The organism is Streptosporangium sp. NPDC004631, from assembly GCF_053601935.1.
The window spans coordinates 1-16,995 of sequence record NZ_JBSGCR010000009.1 but is presented as its reverse complement, the minus strand read 5'-3'; the positions used below and the strand labels follow the sequence as shown (position 1 = coordinate 16,995).

At 70.7% G+C, this 16,995-nt stretch carries 19 protein-coding genes; 12 read left to right on the top strand and 7 right to left on the bottom strand.

Annotated elements, in window-relative coordinates:
- The first annotated feature begins 508 nt into the window (after window positions 1-508).
- Window positions 509-1,315, top strand: a complete 807-nt coding sequence (locus tag ACWEF2_RS11735; protein ID WP_453814315.1) for a PadR family transcriptional regulator — start codon at window positions 509-511, stop codon at window positions 1,313-1,315.
- A gap of 7 nt (window positions 1,316-1,322) precedes the next feature.
- Window positions 1,323-1,907, top strand: a complete 585-nt coding sequence (locus ACWEF2_RS11730; protein ID WP_453814313.1) for a DUF1707 SHOCT-like domain-containing protein — start codon at window positions 1,323-1,325, stop codon at window positions 1,905-1,907.
- Here ACWEF2_RS11730 and mug read toward each other — a convergent pair.
- Both mug and ACWEF2_RS11720 read right to left on the bottom strand, forming a co-directional pair.
- The gene (gene mug / locus ACWEF2_RS11725; protein ID WP_453814311.1) at window positions 1,876-2,463 is read right to left on the bottom strand and encodes a G/U mismatch-specific DNA glycosylase; all 588 of its coding nucleotides are present in this window, start codon (window positions 2,461-2,463) and stop codon (window positions 1,876-1,878) included. The two genes, ACWEF2_RS11730 and mug, sit on opposite strands and share 32 nt — an antisense overlap.
- A gap of 9 nt (window positions 2,464-2,472) precedes the next feature.
- Window positions 2,473-3,882, bottom strand: coding sequence for a sugar porter family MFS transporter (locus ACWEF2_RS11720; RefSeq protein WP_453814309.1), 1,410 nt, complete (start codon window positions 3,880-3,882; stop codon window positions 2,473-2,475).
- Window positions 3,883-4,344: 462 nt separating this feature from the next.
- Here ACWEF2_RS11720 and ACWEF2_RS11715 point away from each other — a divergent pair, with 462 nt between their 5' ends.
- On the top strand, window positions 4,345-4,551 hold the full coding sequence (locus ACWEF2_RS11715) for a hypothetical protein (RefSeq protein WP_453814307.1): 207 nt from the start codon (window positions 4,345-4,347) through the stop codon (window positions 4,549-4,551).
- A gap of 93 nt (window positions 4,552-4,644) precedes the next feature.
- Here ACWEF2_RS11715 and ACWEF2_RS11710 read toward each other — a convergent pair whose 3' ends face one another.
- The 3 genes from ACWEF2_RS11710 to ACWEF2_RS11700 form a co-directional block, all read right to left on the bottom strand.
- Complete coding sequence (locus ACWEF2_RS11710) at window positions 4,645-5,769, bottom strand: VLRF1 family aeRF1-type release factor (RefSeq protein WP_453814305.1); 1,125 nt, start codon at window positions 5,767-5,769, stop codon at window positions 4,645-4,647.
- Between the two features lie 156 nt (window positions 5,770-5,925).
- A complete protein-coding gene (locus tag ACWEF2_RS11705) occupies window positions 5,926-8,502 on the bottom strand; it encodes a polynucleotide kinase-phosphatase (RefSeq protein ID WP_453814303.1) in 2,577 nt (858 codons plus the stop codon).
- Entirely contained in the window at window positions 8,495-10,105 is a 1,611-nt protein-coding gene (locus ACWEF2_RS11700) for a 3' terminal RNA ribose 2'-O-methyltransferase Hen1 (protein ID WP_453814301.1), read from the bottom strand. The genes ACWEF2_RS11705 and ACWEF2_RS11700 overlap by 8 nt, the downstream gene beginning before the upstream one ends.
- 210 nt (window positions 10,106-10,315) lie before the next feature.
- Between ACWEF2_RS11700 and ACWEF2_RS11695 the strand changes: the two genes are divergently transcribed.
- Window positions 10,316-11,371 (top strand): hypothetical protein, encoded by a 1,056-nt coding sequence (locus ACWEF2_RS11695; RefSeq protein WP_453814299.1) that lies wholly within the window; start codon window positions 10,316-10,318, stop codon window positions 11,369-11,371.
- A 111-nt stretch (window positions 11,372-11,482) separates the two neighbouring features.
- Here ACWEF2_RS11695 and ACWEF2_RS11690 read toward each other — a convergent pair whose 3' ends face one another.
- Both ACWEF2_RS11690 and ACWEF2_RS11685 read right to left on the bottom strand, forming a co-directional pair.
- Window positions 11,483-12,673, bottom strand: a complete 1,191-nt coding sequence (locus tag ACWEF2_RS11690) for a tyrosine-type recombinase/integrase (RefSeq protein ID WP_453814297.1) — start codon at window positions 12,671-12,673, stop codon at window positions 11,483-11,485.
- 31 nt (window positions 12,674-12,704) lie between these two features.
- Window positions 12,705-13,082 (bottom strand): hypothetical protein, encoded by a 378-nt coding sequence (locus tag ACWEF2_RS11685; protein WP_453814295.1) that lies wholly within the window; start codon window positions 13,080-13,082, stop codon window positions 12,705-12,707.
- Window positions 13,083-13,826: 744 nt separating this feature from the next.
- Here ACWEF2_RS11685 and ACWEF2_RS11680 point away from each other — a divergent pair.
- The 8 genes from ACWEF2_RS11680 to ACWEF2_RS11645 form a co-directional block, all read left to right on the top strand.
- A complete protein-coding gene (locus tag ACWEF2_RS11680; protein WP_453814294.1) occupies window positions 13,827-14,303 on the top strand; it encodes a helix-turn-helix domain-containing protein in 477 nt (158 codons plus the stop codon).
- A 30-nt stretch (window positions 14,304-14,333) separates the two neighbouring features.
- Window positions 14,334-14,723 (top strand): hypothetical protein, encoded by a 390-nt coding sequence (locus tag ACWEF2_RS11675; RefSeq protein WP_453814292.1) that lies wholly within the window; start codon window positions 14,334-14,336, stop codon window positions 14,721-14,723.
- Complete coding sequence (locus tag ACWEF2_RS11670; protein WP_453814290.1) at window positions 14,720-15,259, top strand: HNH endonuclease; 540 nt, start codon at window positions 14,720-14,722, stop codon at window positions 15,257-15,259. The genes ACWEF2_RS11675 and ACWEF2_RS11670 overlap by 4 nt, the downstream gene beginning before the upstream one ends.
- 212 nt (window positions 15,260-15,471) lie before the next feature.
- The gene (locus tag ACWEF2_RS11665) at window positions 15,472-15,900 is read left to right on the top strand and encodes a hypothetical protein (protein ID WP_453814288.1); all 429 of its coding nucleotides are present in this window, start codon (window positions 15,472-15,474) and stop codon (window positions 15,898-15,900) included.
- Window positions 15,900-16,034 carry a hypothetical protein gene (locus ACWEF2_RS11660; protein ID WP_453814286.1) on the top strand — a complete coding sequence of 45 codons (135 nt, stop codon included), beginning with the start codon at window positions 15,900-15,902 and terminating at the stop codon, window positions 16,032-16,034. The genes ACWEF2_RS11665 and ACWEF2_RS11660 overlap by 1 nt, the downstream gene beginning before the upstream one ends.
- A gap of 50 nt (window positions 16,035-16,084) precedes the next feature.
- On the top strand, window positions 16,085-16,375 hold the full coding sequence (locus ACWEF2_RS11655) for a hypothetical protein (protein ID WP_453814284.1): 291 nt from the start codon (window positions 16,085-16,087) through the stop codon (window positions 16,373-16,375).
- Window positions 16,372-16,782, top strand: a complete 411-nt coding sequence (locus tag ACWEF2_RS11650; protein ID WP_453814282.1) for a hypothetical protein — start codon at window positions 16,372-16,374, stop codon at window positions 16,780-16,782. Before ACWEF2_RS11655 ends, ACWEF2_RS11650 begins: the two co-directional genes overlap by 4 nt.
- Window positions 16,775-16,995, top strand: a 221-nt coding sequence (locus tag ACWEF2_RS11645) for a hypothetical protein (protein ID WP_453814280.1), incomplete at its 3' end; no start/stop codon positions are given. The genes ACWEF2_RS11650 and ACWEF2_RS11645, both read left to right, overlap by 8 nt.

Below are 16,995 nucleotides of genomic sequence, written 5' to 3'. Positions count from 1 at the left end.
GTGCGCGGGGATCCGCCCGCTGGAACGTTCCCGTACCGCGAGAGCACCGGATGAGCGGTCGTCGAGGCCGACACCTGGGACGGGCCGGGGGCCGGCGATGGGAGATCGGCGCGGCACACCTGGCCGACCTGCGGGAATCTCCGGCGGAGGGGCGTCCGCCAACGCCCGCCGCGCGAGGGGTTCACCGAAAAATCTCCGGCGAATCCCGTCTCGCGCCTGAGAAACAACAGACGGGACCGTTCCGCACCGAAAGCACCCCCCAGCCCTTCCGGCACGGAACGAATCCCGTCTATGTCCTTTGTAACGTGCAGGTCTCGGTACTTGTTCCAGATTCGGCCGAGAATTACGTGATCTACGTCACTTTTTTGTCGAGTCATGGAATGACCACTCTCCGTGACTGTCGAAAGAGGGGGCGGAGTCGTCGGGCGAGGGTTGTCGTTAGAATGTTCTCGATATATCTTTGAAGCATCGAGAGCGATCGAAAGACGATCGCGATAAGGGAGGCACCGTGACTTCCGCAGAAGCGATGGGCGGCCCCTGGGCCCACGCCAACCCACACGAGATCCGGCGCCGGTTGAAGCGGGCCGCGCGGGAGACCTTCAGAGGCATGGCCGCCGACTGGCGGCACGGGGCTCCGGGCCCGCACGAGCACGGCCCCCACGACCACGGCCCGCACGGTTTCGGTCCACACGAGCACCGGCACAGGGAGCGGCGCGGCGGGCCCTTCCCCGGCGGCTCCTTCCCCTGGGACTTCGGCCGCGGCGGCCCGTTCGGCAGGGGTGGCCCGTTCGGCGGCGGCGGTCCCTTCGGCGGCGGCGGTCCCTTCGGCGGGGGAGGCCCGTTCGGGCGGGGGCGCAAGGCCAAGCGGGGCGACGTCCGCGCCGCGATCCTCGCCCTGCTCTCCGAGGAGCCGCGGAACGGCTACCAGATCATCCAGGAGATCGCCCAGCGCAGCCAGGGCGGGTGGAAGCCCAGCCCGGGCGCGGTCTACCCGGCACTCCAGCAGCTCACCGACGAGGGCCTGGTCCTGTCCGAGGAGAACGACGGCCGCAAGTCCTTCCGGCTCACCGAGGCGGGCCTGGCCTACGTGGCCGAGCACCCCGACGAGGTGCGCGCCCCCTGGGAGGAGATGACCCCCGACATCGGCGACAGCACCTGGGAGCTGATGGACCTGGCCCGCCAGTCGGGGTTCGCCATGCTCCAGGTTCTGCAGACCGGGAGCGAGGCGCAGATCCGGCAGGCCAGGCAGATCATGATCGAGACGCGCCGCAGCCTCTACCGGATCCTGGCCGACGGCGACCCCGGCGAGGAGTGACCCCACGATGACGTCCCCAGACGATCTCCGCATCGGAGACGCCGAGCGCGACGCGGCCATGACGGCCCTGCGTGAGCACTACGCGCAGGGCCGGCTGACCCACGAGGAGCTCGACGAACGCCTCGAACTGGTCCTGTCCGCGCGGACCGGCCGCGACCTGGCCCTGGCGGGCGCCGACCTCCCCGACCTGTACGGCTCCCACCCCGGCCGGCCTGAGGGCCCCGACGGGGCCATGGGCGGCGGGGAGGGCCCGTGGCCGCCCTGGGCCGGTCATGCCGGCCCCGGGGAGTGGCGTGGAGCGCGCGGGCGTCTCCGGCACCACCGGGGGTGGGCCGATCCGCGCCCCGCGGCCCGGCACCACCACCGGATGGGCCACCGGAGCGGGCCGAGGGCCTTCCCCCTGCTGCTCGTGGCCCTGATCGCGGCGACGGCCCTCACCGGGTTCGCGGTGTTCAAGTTCATCCTCGTCGCCTGGCTGGCGATGGCCGTGCTGGGGATGTCGCACCGCGGGCGCCGGCACCACCCGGCCGAGGCGCACGCCCGGCGGCTCGGCCGCCGCGTCAGGTGGTCGGCCGGGGGAGAGACTCCCTGAGCCGCCGCATCTCCCCCGCGATCCGATCCGGCGTCCAGTGGGCGTTCAGCCCGCTGGGGTTGGGGAGCACCCAAACGGCCGCGTCGCCGATCCCGGTCTCCTGAGGTCCGATGGCCGCCCTGGGCCGCCCGAACGCCGTCCGGTAGGCGGTCACCCCCGCCACCGCCAGCACCCGGGGCCGGACCTCGGCGACCAGCCTCGCCAGCCGTACGCCTCCCTCGCGGAACTCCTCGGGGGACAGTTCCGCCGCCTGCGCGGTGGCCCGCGCGACCACGTTGGTGATCCCCAGCCCGTAGGAGGGCAGCTCCCACTGCTCCGCCGGGGCGAACAGCCGGGGCGTGAACCCCGACCGGTACAGCGCGGGCCAGAAGCGGTTGCCGGGGCGGGCGAAGTGGTGCCCGGTGGCCGCCGAGTAGAGGCCCGGGTTGATACCGCAGAACAGCACGTCCAGGGACGGCCCGAGCACGTCGTCGATCGTCCGGTCCGCGGCCGCGTCGAGCTCGGCCCTGGTCGGCGGCGCGGTCCGCGCCGGAGGTACGGGGTTCGCCGGAGGCATGGGGGAAACCTAACCCATGTCCTCCAGTTTGCGCCCCTTGGTCTCCCGCACCTTGAACCACACGAAGACCAGCGACAGCGCGGCGAAGACGGCGTAGCCCACATATGCTCCGGCCAGGCTCCACTTGGCCAGGGACGGGAACGAGACGGTGATCAGCCAGTTGGCCACCCACTGGGCCGCGGCGGCCACCGAGAGCGCGGCGGCCCTGATCCGGTTGGGGAACATCTCGCCGAGCAGCACCCAGACCACGACACCCCACGACAGCGCGAAGAACAGCACGAAGACGTGCGCGGCGACCAGGGCGACGGCCCCCTGCGTCGAGGGCAGCCTGACCGTGTCCCCACTGGGGATGCCCGCGCTGAACGCCCACGCGGCCACGCCGAGCGCGACCGTCATGCCGGCCGAGCCGATCAGCAGCAGCGGCCTGCGGCCGATCCGGTCGACCAGCGCGATGGCGATGAAGGTGCCGACGATGTTGATGATCGAGGTGGAGAAGCTGATCAGCAGCGAGTCGCTCTGGTTGATGCCGACCGACTGCCACAGCGACGCCGAGTAGTAGAAGATGACGTTGATGCCGACGAACTGCTGGAAGACCGAGAGCAGGATGCCGATCCAGACGATCGGCAGCAGCCCGAGCGACGGGCCGCGCAGGTCGCGCAGCGTCGGCCGGCGCTCGCTGCGCAGCGAGTTCTCGATCTCCCTCAGCCGCTCGTCCAGATCGACGCCCTCGCCCTCGACCTCCCTGAGCACCACGCGCGCCGTCTCCGTCCTCCCCACCGCGATGAGGAACCTCGGCGACTCGGGGATGATGGTCGAGAAAAGCAGATAGAGCAGAGCCGGTACGAGACAGGCGCCGAGCATCCACTGCCAGGCCTCCAGGCCGAGCAGTCTGTTGTTGACGTTGCCCCCGGCGAGTTGCGCGATCGCGTAGTTGACGAGCTGGGAGACCGCGATGCCCAGCACGATCGCGAGCTGCTGGAAGGAGCCCAGCCGTCCCCGGTAGGCGGGCGGTGCGACCTCGGCGATGTAGGCGGGGCCGATCACCGAGGCCATGCCGATCCCGACGCCGGCCAGCACCCGCCAGAAGGCCAGGTCCCAGATCGCGAACGGCAGCGCCTGGCCGATGGAGCTGACCGCGAAGAGCAGCGCGGCCACCTGCATCGTCCTGGTACGCCCCCAGCGGTCGGCTATGCGCCCGGCGATCCACGCACCGATCGCCGACCCCAGCAGCGCGATCGCGACGACGAACCCGATCTGGACCGGACCGACGCCGAAGTGTCGCTGAATACCGGTGACGGCGCCGTTGATGACGGCGCTGTCATAGCCGAAGAGGAAACCGCCGATCGCAGCCGCGGCCGTGATGAAGACGACGTGCCCCAGGTTCTCACTGGATGTGCCCGATGGGGTGGTACCGACCATGACAGTCCTTTCCCCGAAACACACATGCGTAACAGGGCCGCTTCCACGAGATCGCCCCGTTCCCGATCATGGTGTCGCCTCTGCTCTGAACTGCGGAAACTCAGTTTCTCCCCTAGGGTGAGTGTCTCATGGTGGTCGGATGAGGACTCGGTGTGGTCATCCGGCCACCACCCTCCCGAGGGCGGACCGCCGGAACCGGTCGTGGGCGGCGGGGCACCCGGCTACCGTTGGGTCGCGACCACGGCCCGGCGGCCTGGCGCTCGGGAGGAGCGGCACCCGGCGACCCGCTCCGTCACCCGCGGGAGAACCTCAGGAGAACCTCATGGGAAAGCCCGTTCCGGACTGCGGACAGTGCACCGGAACAGGCAAGATCACCTATGAACGACCCAGAAAACAGGAAGACGGATCGGTTATATGGGTGAAGTCCCCAGAGAATTGCCACATATGCGGCGGGAGCGGGAAGTGTACGTAGCCGAAGGCGCGCACCACTGCGAGCTGCCATGCCGATGGTGCGACGGCGACGGAACCTGGGCTCCGGAGAAACCCCGCGTCCAGGAGAACGGAGAGATCGTCTTCGTCCGGGTGGCCGAGGAGTGCCGGATGTGCATGGGCACCGGGCAGTGCATGCACGCCCACGCCGGAGACCGGACCGGCGAGCCGGAGACGTAGGGACCGCGGGCGGGAGAACCGGAGAGACGGGAGACGGCGGCCTGGCCGGGTGACCCGGCCGGCGGACCACGGGCGGGAGCCCCCTCACCGGCCTTACCAGCGCAGAATCGCGGCGACCCCGTCGAACTCGGCGAGCGTCTCCGCGGCCTCACCGTCCAGGACGATCACCTCGGCGTCGATGTCCAGTGCCCGCTCGATCATCCGCTCCCCCATCGTGGGCTCCCGCACGAGCGTCTGCGGCGACTCCCCCTCCGCGACCACCTCCGGCGGGTAGAGGCGCCCGTCGGCCGCGCGGGTGCCGCTCCACTCGCGGGACTCGTCCAGCAACAGCTGCGACACCCTGCTCTCGTTCAGCGCGGCGAGCGCCGGTCCCAGGCCCAGGGCGCCCTGCCCGCCGGACAGCGCGGCGTCCTTGACCCGGTTCACCAGCCCCACACCGTGCCGGGTCCTGGCGGCCAGCAACTGAGGCTCCACGTACTCGGCGAGCTTCGACGGAGGCAGCGAGTCCACCACCGCGTCGACCTGGATGACGTCGCCGCTCACCGCCGGCGCCGCCATCTCGGTCAGCTGGACGTCTCCGAGCAGCACGATCGTCTGCCAGCCCCGGCTGCCGGCCTCCTCGGTCACCCGGGACCCGGCGGTGCGCAGGTGCCTGGCGAGGTTCTCCTCGACGCGCCGCTCGAACTTGTCCCGGTGCGTCGCGGCCTGCCGGGCCTGCTCCGAGGACGCGGGACCGCGCATCTGCTTCCAGTCCTCCGAGACGATCTCGAAGGGGGTCCTGCCGATGTCCTCGGCCAGGCCGTACCGATAGTCGATCATGCGTAGCCCGTCGCGGGACAGGACGACGAGCCCGGCGGGCGGCGCGGCCTCGACCGTGTTGACCAGCGGGCGCACGTAGGCCGTCGACTCCATCACGATCTGGTCGGCGACCGGCAGCTGGAAGGAGAAGGCCCGGACCTCGCCGTCACCTACCGGGACGAACATCACCCGGCCCAGCCCCGACTCCGACGGGTCGAGCAGCTGCCGGAAGTCGAGTTCCAGCTCCTCCAGCCGCTTGAGCACGGCCATCCGCCGCGCACGGTCCGGATCCGCCGCCACCCGCTCCCGCAGGGCGGACAGCTCGTTGCCGAAGCGGATCCGCCATGCGGGCCGGACCGACGACTCCTCCCGCGGGGAGGCGGTCACGTAGAACGACAGCACCCCCAGCGCATCGTTCATGGAGACGACCTCTCGCAGCGCCGCACGATCGAAATGCCGGAATTCCACGACGTTCCCCCCTGGTGGTTCGAATCTCCACACTAGGGAGCGGGACGGAGGGGACCATCGTCGCAATCGGTAATATGCCCTCCTTCTTCACCGGTCTTTACCCGGGAATCACAGACGCGGGTCCACCGGCTCGGACTCCAGCGCCAGAATCGCGAAGACGGCCTCGTGCACCCGCCAGAGCGGCTCGCCCTCGGTCAGCCTCGACAGCGCCTCCAACCCCAGGGCGTGCTCGCGCAGGGCGAGCGAGCGCTTGCGGCCCAGCGAGCGGTGGCGCAGGATCTCCAGGCTCTCGGTGTAGTCGGGGCCGTAGATGATCCGCAGATACTCCTGCCCGCGCACCTTGATCCCCGGCTGCACCCGGGTCCCGCGGCCGGCCTCACCCGGCCTCGTCTCCGTCACCCGCGCCTCCGCCGCCTCCGTGGGATCGGCGCCGCCCTCCCCCGTCCAGACCGGCCGGTCCAGTGGCTTGACCACCATGCCCTCCCCACCGGCGGCGGTGAGCGCCGACCACCAGACCGTCGCCGCGTCCCTGGACTCCGGTACGGCCAGGTCCACGAACACGTGCCGGGTGGGCGCGACAAGCGGGTCGTCAAGCCGGGAGAGCATCTCCAGATGCCAGGAGTGCGGCTCGTGCACGGCGGTCGCCCGCCCCTCACAGGCCAGGATCTGGAACGGCGCCAGCCGTACCCCGTCCAGGCCGGAGACCGGCCAGCAGTAACGCGCATAGGCGTCCCTGAACCGGGCAGCGTTGACGTGGCGGCGGCGGGTGCGGCCCAACAGATCGCCCACATCCACCCCGCGCCCGGCCGCCGCCTCCAGCAGGGCGACGGCCTCGGGCAGCGCGGTGCGGGCCGCGGCGCCCACCGCCGCGTACTGGCTGCGAATCAGCCCCTCCGCCTTGGCCGACCAGGGCAGCAACTCGCAGTCGAGGACGAGCCAGTCCGATCCCAGCTCGTCCATGAGCGGCGCGCACGCCCGCCTGAGCCGGTCCACCAGCTCGGTGGTGTCGTCGAAGAAGGGCCTGCCCGTCCGGGTGTGGACCACCCCGGCGGTCCCGTCGGTGACCCCGAACCGCGCCGCCGCGACCCCCGGGTCCCTGGCCAGTACGGCCACCGCCCGCGACCCCATGTGCTTCTCCTCGCACACGACCCGGCCGACCCCGGCGGCTGCGAACTCGGCGAACGCCTCGGCCGGGTGCTCCAGGTAGCCGTCGAGCCCGGAGGTCTCCGGCGGCGCCATCGTGGGCGGCAGGTAGACCAGCCAGCGCGGATCGACCGCGAACCGGCTCATGATCTCCAGCGCGGCGGCCGAGTTCTCCTCCCGGACCTTGATGCGGCCACCCCCGTACCGCACCTCGATGTGCTTGGCGCCCCGGACGTCCTCGATGGAGAGCACGCCGGGCTCGCGGTGGCCGGGGGCGGTGAGCGGCCTGGCCGGCTCGTACCAGACCCGCTCCGCGGGCACCGAGACGATCTCCCGCTCCGGGTAGCGCAGCGCGGTCAGCCTCCCGCCGAACACCACGCCGGTGTCGAGGCAGATCGTGTTGTTGATCCACTCGGGCTCGGGGACCGGGGTGTGACCGTAGACGACCATGGCCCGGCCGCGATACTCCCTCGCCCAGGGGTAACGCACCGGCAGACCGTACTCGTCGGTCTCGCCGGTGGTGTCTCCGTACAGCGCGAAGGAGCGCACCCGGCCGGAGGCGCGGCCGTGGTACGCCTCCTTCAACCCGGCGTGCGCCACGACAAGCCTGCCCCCGTCGAGCTGGTAGTGACTGATCAGGCCGTCCATGAAGATCAGCGCGGCCTTGCGGAACTCCTCGGGGCAGGCGTCGAACTGGTCCAGGGACTCCCCCAGCCCGTGGGCGACCTTGACCTTGCGCCCGTTGAGCGCGCGGGCCAGCTTCTGCTCGTGGTTACCCGAGACGCACAGGGCCGTCCCCGCCTCGACCATGCCCATGACCAGGCGGAGCACGCCCGGCGAGTCCGGCCCCCGGTCCACGAGGTCACCGACGAAGACCGCCGTCCGGCCCTCGGGGTGTGCCGCGCCGACGCCGCCGGGATCGACCTCCCAGCCCAGGGCGCGCAGCAGCGTCTCCAGTTCGGCGCGGCAGCCGTGCACGTCGCCGACGATGTCGAACGGCCCCGCCAGCTCGCGCCGGTCGGTCCAGGCCCGCTCCCGGGCGACCACGGCGGCCTCGATCTCCTCGACCCCGCGCAGCACGTGGACCCGCCGGAAGCCGTCCCGGGAGATCTTTCCCATGGACCGCCTCAGCTCCTTGCACTGCCGCCGGACCACGTGCGGCCCGAAGGCCCGGTCGGGTCTGTCCGCGTTGCGGTCGATCGCCACCCGCTCGGGCACGTCCAGGACGATCGCGTCGACCAGCACGTCGTGTGACCTGGCCAGGTCGATCAGCCTCTTCCGCGCCTCCCACTGGACGTTGGTGGCGTCCACCACGGTCAGCAGGCCCCGTCGCAGGCGGGTGGCGACGATGTAGTTGAGCACGTCGAAGGCGTCGGGGGTGGCGGACTGATCGTTCTCGTCGTCGGCGATCAGGCCCCGGCAGAAGTCGGAGGAGATCACCTGGGTCGGTGTGAAGTGCCTGCGGGCGAAGGTCGACTTCCCGCTGCCCGACACCCCCACGAGCACGACCAGCGACATCTCCGGCACCGCGATGTCAACCATTTCCGCCTCCCTCTCCTGCGGCGTCCCGGGTCTCCTCCCCGCCGCCTCCGGCGTTCCCGCCGTCCACGACGGCGAACAGGGCCATCTGGGTGGGTGGCCCCACCTGTGGGTCGTCGTCGCCGACCGGGCGGAACGCGACACGGTAGCCGTACTCGTCGCAGACCCTCGCCGCCCACGCCCGGAACTCGGCCCGGGTCCACTCGAAACGGTGGTCGGGGTGACGCATGCCGTCCAGGAACTCGTAACGCACGTTGTACTCGGCGTTGGGGGTCGTCACGATCACGTTTCCCGGCCGGGCGGCACCGAAGACGACCCGCTCCAGCGCGCCCAGCCGAGGCGGATCGACGTGCTCGACCACCTCCATGAGCACGGCGGCGTCATATCCGGCGAACCGCTCGTCGGTGTAGGTCAGCGCGCCCTGGAACAGCTCCAGCCGCTCCCGCAGCCGGTCGGGCATCCGGTCGAGCCTCAGCCTCCTGGCCGCGAGGGCCAGGGCCCGCGCCGACACGTCCACGCCCGCCACCTTCGTCAGCCCCGGTCTGCCCAGCAGTTCCCCGACCAGCTGCCCCGACCCGCACCCCAGGTCGATGACCGTGCGCGCGCCCAGTTCCTCCAGCACACCGAGCACCGCCTCGCGCCGCAGGACGTTCAGGGGCCGCCTGGGCACCTCCCCCGCCTGCCCGGAGCCGGGCTCAAACCCGGAGACGGGCTCGGGGACGGGCGCCGGTTCGGGAACAGAGCCGGGGAGGGGCTCGGCGGTGGACTCGGGACCGGGAGCGATCCGGGACGCCGAGACGGCCTCGGAACCGGAGGCGGGCATCGGGGAGTCCTCCTCGACCGGGGGGTCGAGGTCCTCCTCCACATCGTCGCCCAGCTCGGCCAGGCGGGCGAAGGCGGCGCGGGTGAGTGCCCGGCTGCGGCCCAGGTAGCGGCGGGTGATCAGGCTCCTCTCCGGGTGGGCCGCCAGCCAGGACTCACCCGCCCTGATCAGCTTGTCCACCTCGTCGGACGCGACCCAGTAGTGCTTGGAGTCGTCGAGCACCGGGAGCAGCACGTACAGGTGGTTGAGCGCGTCGGCCAGACGGACCTCACCGCGCAACGACAGCCGGACGTAGCGCGAGTCACCCCACTCGGGAAACCCCTCGTCCAGCGGTACGGCGTCCGCCCCGACCGCCCAGCCGAGCGGTTCGAACAGCCGGTGCGCCAGGTCCGGGCCGCCCCTGCACGGCAGCACGGGCAGTGCGATCTCCAGTGGGATCGGCCCGGCGGCCAGCTCGGGACGGCTGCGGCAGTGCCCGGCGCGCGCCGTGCGGAACACCTCCGCCAGCGCGACCGCCAGCAGCGACGACGCGGCGTAGGGCCGGTCGTTGACGTACTGCCCCAGCGCGTGGTCGGGCGTGGACCGGCCGCGCGAGCGCGCCAGGCCGATCGGGTCGACGTCGAGCAGCAGCGCCGCTGTGCAGCGCTCCTCGCCCGCCTCCGGGTAGAAGACCCTGGCCACGCCGTACGACTGGGCGAACTCCTGAACCCGGTCCGGATGCTTGTGCAGCAGGAATCCGAGATCCGTGGCCGGCCGCAGGGTCGTGGAGATCGTGAGCAACACCTGGCTCAGTCTGCCTGATGTCCGATCTACCCGGCCATGGGTTATTGATGACTTGACGGAGATGAACATCATTATCCGGGCACTACGGACGGCATCCGTAGAAAGCCAACGCCGTGGCGGGGACACTTGCTAGCGTTCGGACCTCCGGTGCGCCACGTGACGGGTCGAGCACTCCCCGCGATCGCCCGGTGCAGCCGAGGAGGTGGCCCCATGCCGACGACGACGGACCGTCCCACCGCCCGCCGCGCCCGCGAGCCCGGCACCCCGCCCCGGTCCGTCATCGCTCTCGCGTGGGTCGCGCTCGTCACCGGGACCGGCGTCGCGATCTGGCTGCTGCCCGCCAAGCCGGACGAGCACCTGGGCCGCCCCGCGCCCCCCGCCACCGCCACGGCGCCCCCCTCACCGGCCGCCCGGCCCGCCGACCGGCCGCCCGGACGGATCACCCGCCCGTCGGGGTTCGTGACCTTCGTGAACGCGGCCCGCGCCCCGCTCCCTCCGCTGCCCAGGCCCGCCAGGCGGGGCCGTGTCCGCTGGTTCACCCTCGGACACCTCACCGCCGGACCGGGCGGCTGCACCCCAGGCTGGGCGGGGCCGCGGAGACGAGGTGGCGTCCCCGCCCCCACCCGGCTGGGCCGCCTGCGCGCGGCGGGCGGCGACGCCGGGCTGGTCTTCGGCGGCCCCGTCGGGCGCGAGCTGGCCGCCGCCTGCACCGACCCCGGCCGTCTTCTCAACGCCTACCGGCAGGCGGTCGACGCCTTCGGCGCCGGCTACATCGACTTCGAGATCCGGGGTCCGGCCGACGGGGAGACCGTACTGCGCCGCGCGAGTGCGATCGCGGCCCTCCAGCGGGAGGCCGCCGCCGGCGGCCGTCCCCTCACGGTGAGCTTCACCCTGCCGGTGACCGGGGCCGGGCTGACCCGCGACGACCAGGAGATGCTCCGCACCACCAGGGAGGGCGGCGCCGAGATCACCACGGTCAACCTCCTGGTCCCGATCCAGGACGGGGCCGCCGGACGGCCCCGCCTGCGTTCGGTCGCCTCGGCCGTCCGCACCGCCCACCCTCAGATCGCCCGATCCCTGGGCGGCTCCACCTCCTGGCGCCGGGTCGCCCTCACCCCCGTCCTGACCGGCCCCCGCGACCTGAACATGGCCGACGCCCGCAGACTCGCCGCCTTCACCAGCCGTAACGGACTGGCCTGGCTCTCCACCCGGGGCGCCACCCCCACCACCGGCGTGACACGCCTCCTCGCCGACATCGCCCGCTAGAGGTGATAGCGCATCCCGCGGGCCAAAGGCTAGACCGCGTCCTTGACCAGCAGGGTCACGCACTCCACGTGGTGGGTCATCGGGAACAGATGAAATTTCCATCCTCGGAGCTCACCCCCCACTTCCCGCCTCATGATCAAGCTCCATGCGCATCTGGTGCGCATCGATCTTCGACCAGGCCGCCTCGATCTCCCCGTGCGCGCCGGGGGCGAGATGCGCATACCGAAGAGTTGTCTGATACGACGAGTGGCCGAGGAGATCTTTAACCCGGTACAGATCAACCCCGGCCTGCACGAGCCAACTCGCCGCCGTATGCCGACAGTCATGCGGGTCGTATCGCGGCACCGGCTCAACCCGCTCGGCGACGGGCAGCCCGCGGTTCGCCGCGCGGATCTTCTCGTTCGCGGCGTCGATCGCCTGGTACCAGACGACCCGCCAGTTCGCCCCCGACAGGAGGGCGTACTCATTACTCCCGGGCGACCGGCGCCGGGCGACGAACACGAAGGCGTCCCGGCCCCGGTCGGCAATCAGCGGGGCCATCCGGTCGAGTGCCCACCGGGGCACCGGCACCTCACGACGAGAAGAGGAGTTCTTCGGGTACTCCTTCCATTTCCCCTGCTGCGAGACAACGCCTCGGATCGCGAGTTTCCCGCGGAGCCAGTCAATCGGGTTGCCTCTGCCGTCGTCACGCTCAGCGCCGCAGACGCCGGCCGCCTCTCCCCACCGGGGTCCGGCGTAGCACATGAGGTCGGTCATCACCCCGTGCCCCTCAGGAAGTTCAGCAACAATCGCAGCGACCTGCGCCGGGACGAACCACAATGGGAGCTTCGGCGGCGTCGCGGGCAGCGTGACCTTCTGACACGGCGACACCGGGATGATGCCCTCCAGGACAGCATCGCCAAGCATGCTCGCCAGGAGGTTGTACGACCTGCGGATCGCGTGCCGGCCGACACCTTTCTTCTCCATCTGCCGCACCCACTCTTGGACGTTGATGCGGCCGATATCGCCGAGTCTCCATTCCTTCCAATAAGGAAGAATGCGCAGCCGAAATTGAGCATCATCACCGCGGCGGGTCTCATCTTCGACGACGCGGGCTGGCCACCAGGTGTCGTACCACTCCCCCGCCGTGAGACGACCAGCTCGCGGGTCGACCTTGTACCCCTGGGCGATCTTGGCTTCCTGTTCCTTCGCCCACTGCTGGACGGCCGCCTTGAGCTTGTCGGATGCGGTGATGCGCCGCCCAGACGGCAGATCGACGGTCGCCTGCCATTTCCCTGACGGCAGGCGTCGGTAGCGCGCCATCGGTAGTCGGTCCTCCGAGAGGGTAGGGGGATTACTGCATGAGACGCATGAACTGTGTGGCATGCGCGCCGAGCCGCTCGGCGAGGTCGGCCTTCATGAGATCCCGGTCGACGCTGAGGTGGATCACGCCGGGCGCGATCTCGACCATCGCCAACCCCGATCCTGGCACTTGCCGGACGCGGTGGACCCGGAGCTCGACGGCCGGATCGGCTGCGGGGCCATCTGGCCGCCAGTCGTATATAGACGTGGTGCCCTCCCCGATGGTCTCCAGCGACGGTATGAGCGCAGGGTCGAGCTGGGACATGTCGACGTACGCATAGATCGCGTGCCGGCTCGGCACTGCACGGATCAGTACCGGATCGAGCGACACACGGTCAGGCGGCAGCGGCCTGTAGCGGACTTTGTACATAGGGGCGACCATCCGGCAATTGGAACGGTTGACGCTATTCGTACAGACGTCCGAGTATGCCCGTGAGGATGATGCGTCATCACCGCAGTTAGCAAAGCGTAACTTTACCGCTACTGACTACCGTCAGCTTCACCTGCGAGCCGATGTGCGAGACTCCGTGCGGTCTCGATGACGATCTGCCTGTCGGAGTCACTCAGGCCGGGTGGGACCTCAACGGTGATCCACTCCCCCTCGCCCGCGTCTACGAGGTCGACTCCGATCCACTGGGCGGCAGCCAACCTCTTCACGAGCTCGACCTCGACTCCCATCCCCGCTGCTAGAGCACGATATCGCCATGGCTCCGGCGAGCGAGGGACCCGCCCTTCGACCAGATGTCTCACCCATTGAGGTAGGAGTTCTTCGCCTGTTTCGGGGTCCCGACATCGCCTGGCGAGAGCCAGGACCGAGACCCCTGTGCGTGTCATGTAGTCCTCGACGTACCTGCTGAGCCGCGCGCCGGTCCCACTCCGGTGCTCACCCACAGTCCGCGTCCCCTCAAGTATGCGGTGATGACCCACCACCGATTTGTTGCAACTTGTCCGTTCTACACGCTACGAGCGCATGCAACAAGATGCCGACATTAAATCAATGCCCTTATCAATGCGACCCGGCTCGCCGAGATGAGTAGACATTCCAGCTCTCCAATCGTAAAGTGATGATGCATCACCACCTAAGATTGCCTACATCTCTTCGGGAGGTACCAGCATGCCCGGCCGTCCACAGATGGTGCTGACGGACCGCGCCGAGCTGAACCGGCTGATCGACGGCCGGTTCAACTCCGCCGTCGCATTGGCCGCCGCCAGCGGGGTCAACAGGCAGACGATCGGCTGGCTGCGCAGTGGCCATCGCCGCTCGACGAGCCGCAGATCGGCCGACGCCCTCGCCTCCACCCTCGGCGTCCCCACCGACACCCTTTTCCGTCCCTGGAAAAATGGTGATTCATCATCACCTCAGCCGGAGCCGATGCTCCTGCGGATCGACGAAGTCGCGGACGCTCTCCGAGCCAGCGAGACCCACGTATATCGGCTCATCGCCGCAGGAGAGCTGGACACAACCGACGTCGCGACCCCCGGAAGCAGCAAGTCGAAGAGCCGCGTCCCGCGCGAGTCCTTGCACGCCTATGTGCGGCGCCAGACCAGGAGCACGCCGCGGCCGGGCCGCTCGCCGGCTTCCACCCCCTGACCCCCACCCGATCCCGACGAAAGGACACCCATGACTGACCGAGCCGAGTACATCAAGGGCCTGCGCACCCTGGCCGATTTGCTGGAGCAGCACCCGCACCTGGGCCTGCCCTACGAGGGCGGTCTTGAGCGGCCGGTGACGGTCTTCGTCAGCCACCTCGTTGTTGGCGGCGTGGTCCGGCAGGCCGTCGTCTACGCCGCGGCGATGGACCGGCCTGTCGCGCGGCTCAAGCCGTTCAGCGATCAGCCCGATCACTGGCTGGAGATCACAGGCTCTCTCGGTGGCCTCCACGTGGAGCTCATCTTCCGTACCGCGGCGGCGTGCGAGCGGGGCGCCGGCGGGTGGGTGCTCCCGGCCGGGCTGCGGGGGCTGGTCGAGGTCGCCGCTGATGAGTCTGGGATCTCGCGGGAGGGGCGATGAAGACCCGCGTCCGCCCGTGCTGTCCCCGCGAGACTTTCGCGACCGAGGCCGAGGCCCAGCGCCGGTGGGACCGCATGAAGGCCATGGGGGTCTCCCGGGTCTTGCCGGTCCGCGCGCGCAAGTGCCTCAACGGCTGGCACTTGGATTTCCCTACCTCGGACACCGGGCCGTCGGCGAAGACCCGCGCGTTGGTCGAGGCGCGGGACGGCGGCCGGTGCGTGCGATGCGGCAAGGCGCCGGCCCGCGACGAGGACTCCATCCATCACCGGATCCCCCGCGGCCGGGGCGGTGAGAACACCGCGGTGAATCTGCTGCTGCTGTGCGGGTCGGGCACGACCGGCTGTCACGGCTGGGTGGAGAAGAACCGGGCCGCGGCCTACGGCCTGGGCTACCTGGTGGAGACCGGGATCGACCCCGCTGACGTGCCGGTGGCCGTCGCCGGCCAGGGGTGGCGCTATCCCACGTCGGTCGGCTCCTGGATCGCTCCGGAGGAGTACGGGGCGGATCCGGCGGATCTGGAGGAGGCGACGCCGTGATGGAGCCGCCCGCCCCGTCGACGCCCTCCTGTCCGACCGAGACCGGTGAGCCCTGCGGCTGCTGCCCCCGGGACCTCGCTCTTCAGCAGATGGATCCCCGGTACGGCTCCCCGTCCGACCTGACTCCCTGACCCCCGGTGCTCCCTGCCCGGTCTCGGGCGGGGCCCCGGCCCACCCCTCATCCCCCATCACCTCAAGAAGGAGAAGATCCGATGATCGTCGAGGACGAACACGGACGTGAGTACGACCTGAACGACCTGGCCGACGACCGCGAGCCTGAGCCGCCGGACGACGAGCTGGCCCCGCTGGACCTCAGCGCGATCGCCGACGCCTACCACAAGGCCCTCGGCGAGGACCTGTCCGGCGTCCCTGAGCACTGCCGGGAGGTCCTGGCGGCCGTGTCCGGCCTACTGGCTCAGGCGCATGACCTGCAGGAGGCGCTGGCCTACTGGCGGGGGCTGCCTGTGCGTGAGGAGTACGGCGTCACCGCTGACGGTGGCGATCCGGATCAGGCTCCGGCCACCCCGGCGCGGGACGCGGATCACGCGCTGCGGCTGGCCCGTCGGCCTGGCCGGCAGGCGTGGGTGCGGTCGCTGACCGTCCACGGCTGGCTGCAGCTGAGCACCGAGCCCCCGTTCTGATGGTTCACCGTCCCGACCGCCGTGAGCCCGGCCGTCACCGGGCTCCGCGCCGGTGCGGCCACCTGACCCTGCTGCTCCTGGCGGTGGTCCTGCTCGCCGGGCTCCTGGCCCTCGCCCTTCATCTCGCTACCTGAGCGACCCCCGCCGTCTCTTACACGGCGGGGGCCACCCCAAGGAGGATCCCATGCAAGATCCGTATCCGCACCATCGCACCGACGAACCTGAGCAGTTCGAGGTCCGGGCCAAGCTCAACCTTCGCGGCGGCGCCGAGTTCACCGGCGTTCGCCACCACCCTCACGGCTCCCCCACGTCGGGGCTGCGCGTCTGCGGAGTGGACATCGAGTTCGTGACCCCCGACGAGGCCGACCGGTTCGCGTCGGCCGCCCAGGTCATGGCGGCTCAGATGCACATCGCGTGGGAGCGCAACGGCCTCCTGCCGCGTTCGGAACCGACTCCGTCGGCGTACCCGCTGTGACCCGCGCCCTGGCCGCGCTCGCGACGGCCCCCACCCTTCATCACCACCCCGGAGTCCCGATGACCCCCTGCTGGACCCTCACCTACCCCTGCGGCACCGACGCGGGTGACACCGACGGCGTCCCCCACTTCAGCACCGAGGAGCTCGCCCAGGAGGAGGCGTCCACCTACCGCGGGCCCCTCGGGACGCCGGCGCCGCGCCGCCTCGACCAGCCGTGCGTGGTGGTCCGTTGCGGGTGCTGCGAGTACGTGTTCGACGAGGACGAGGACGGTCAGATGCACTTCGTCGATCTGGCCGAGGCGGCAGGGGTCCTGCCCCAGTACGGCTGGACGCAGGTCAGCGGCGCCTGGCGGTGCGAGACCTGCGCGGCGGGCCCCTGCGACCTGGAGGCCGACACCCATGGCTGACCCCCGCCGCGTCCGAGTCGTCGGCGACCTGTTCCACGGCCGTGTCCCCGCTGGCGCGGTCTACGTCGGCCGCGCCGCCCCGGGCCTCAAGGCGAGTCCCTACGCCAACCCCCACTCGGTCGGCGGCACGGGGTGCCGCAGGTGCCCGGGCCGGGTCCACGACCTCAACGAGGCGAGCTGGCTCTACGGCCTGCACCTCGACCACAACCCCGA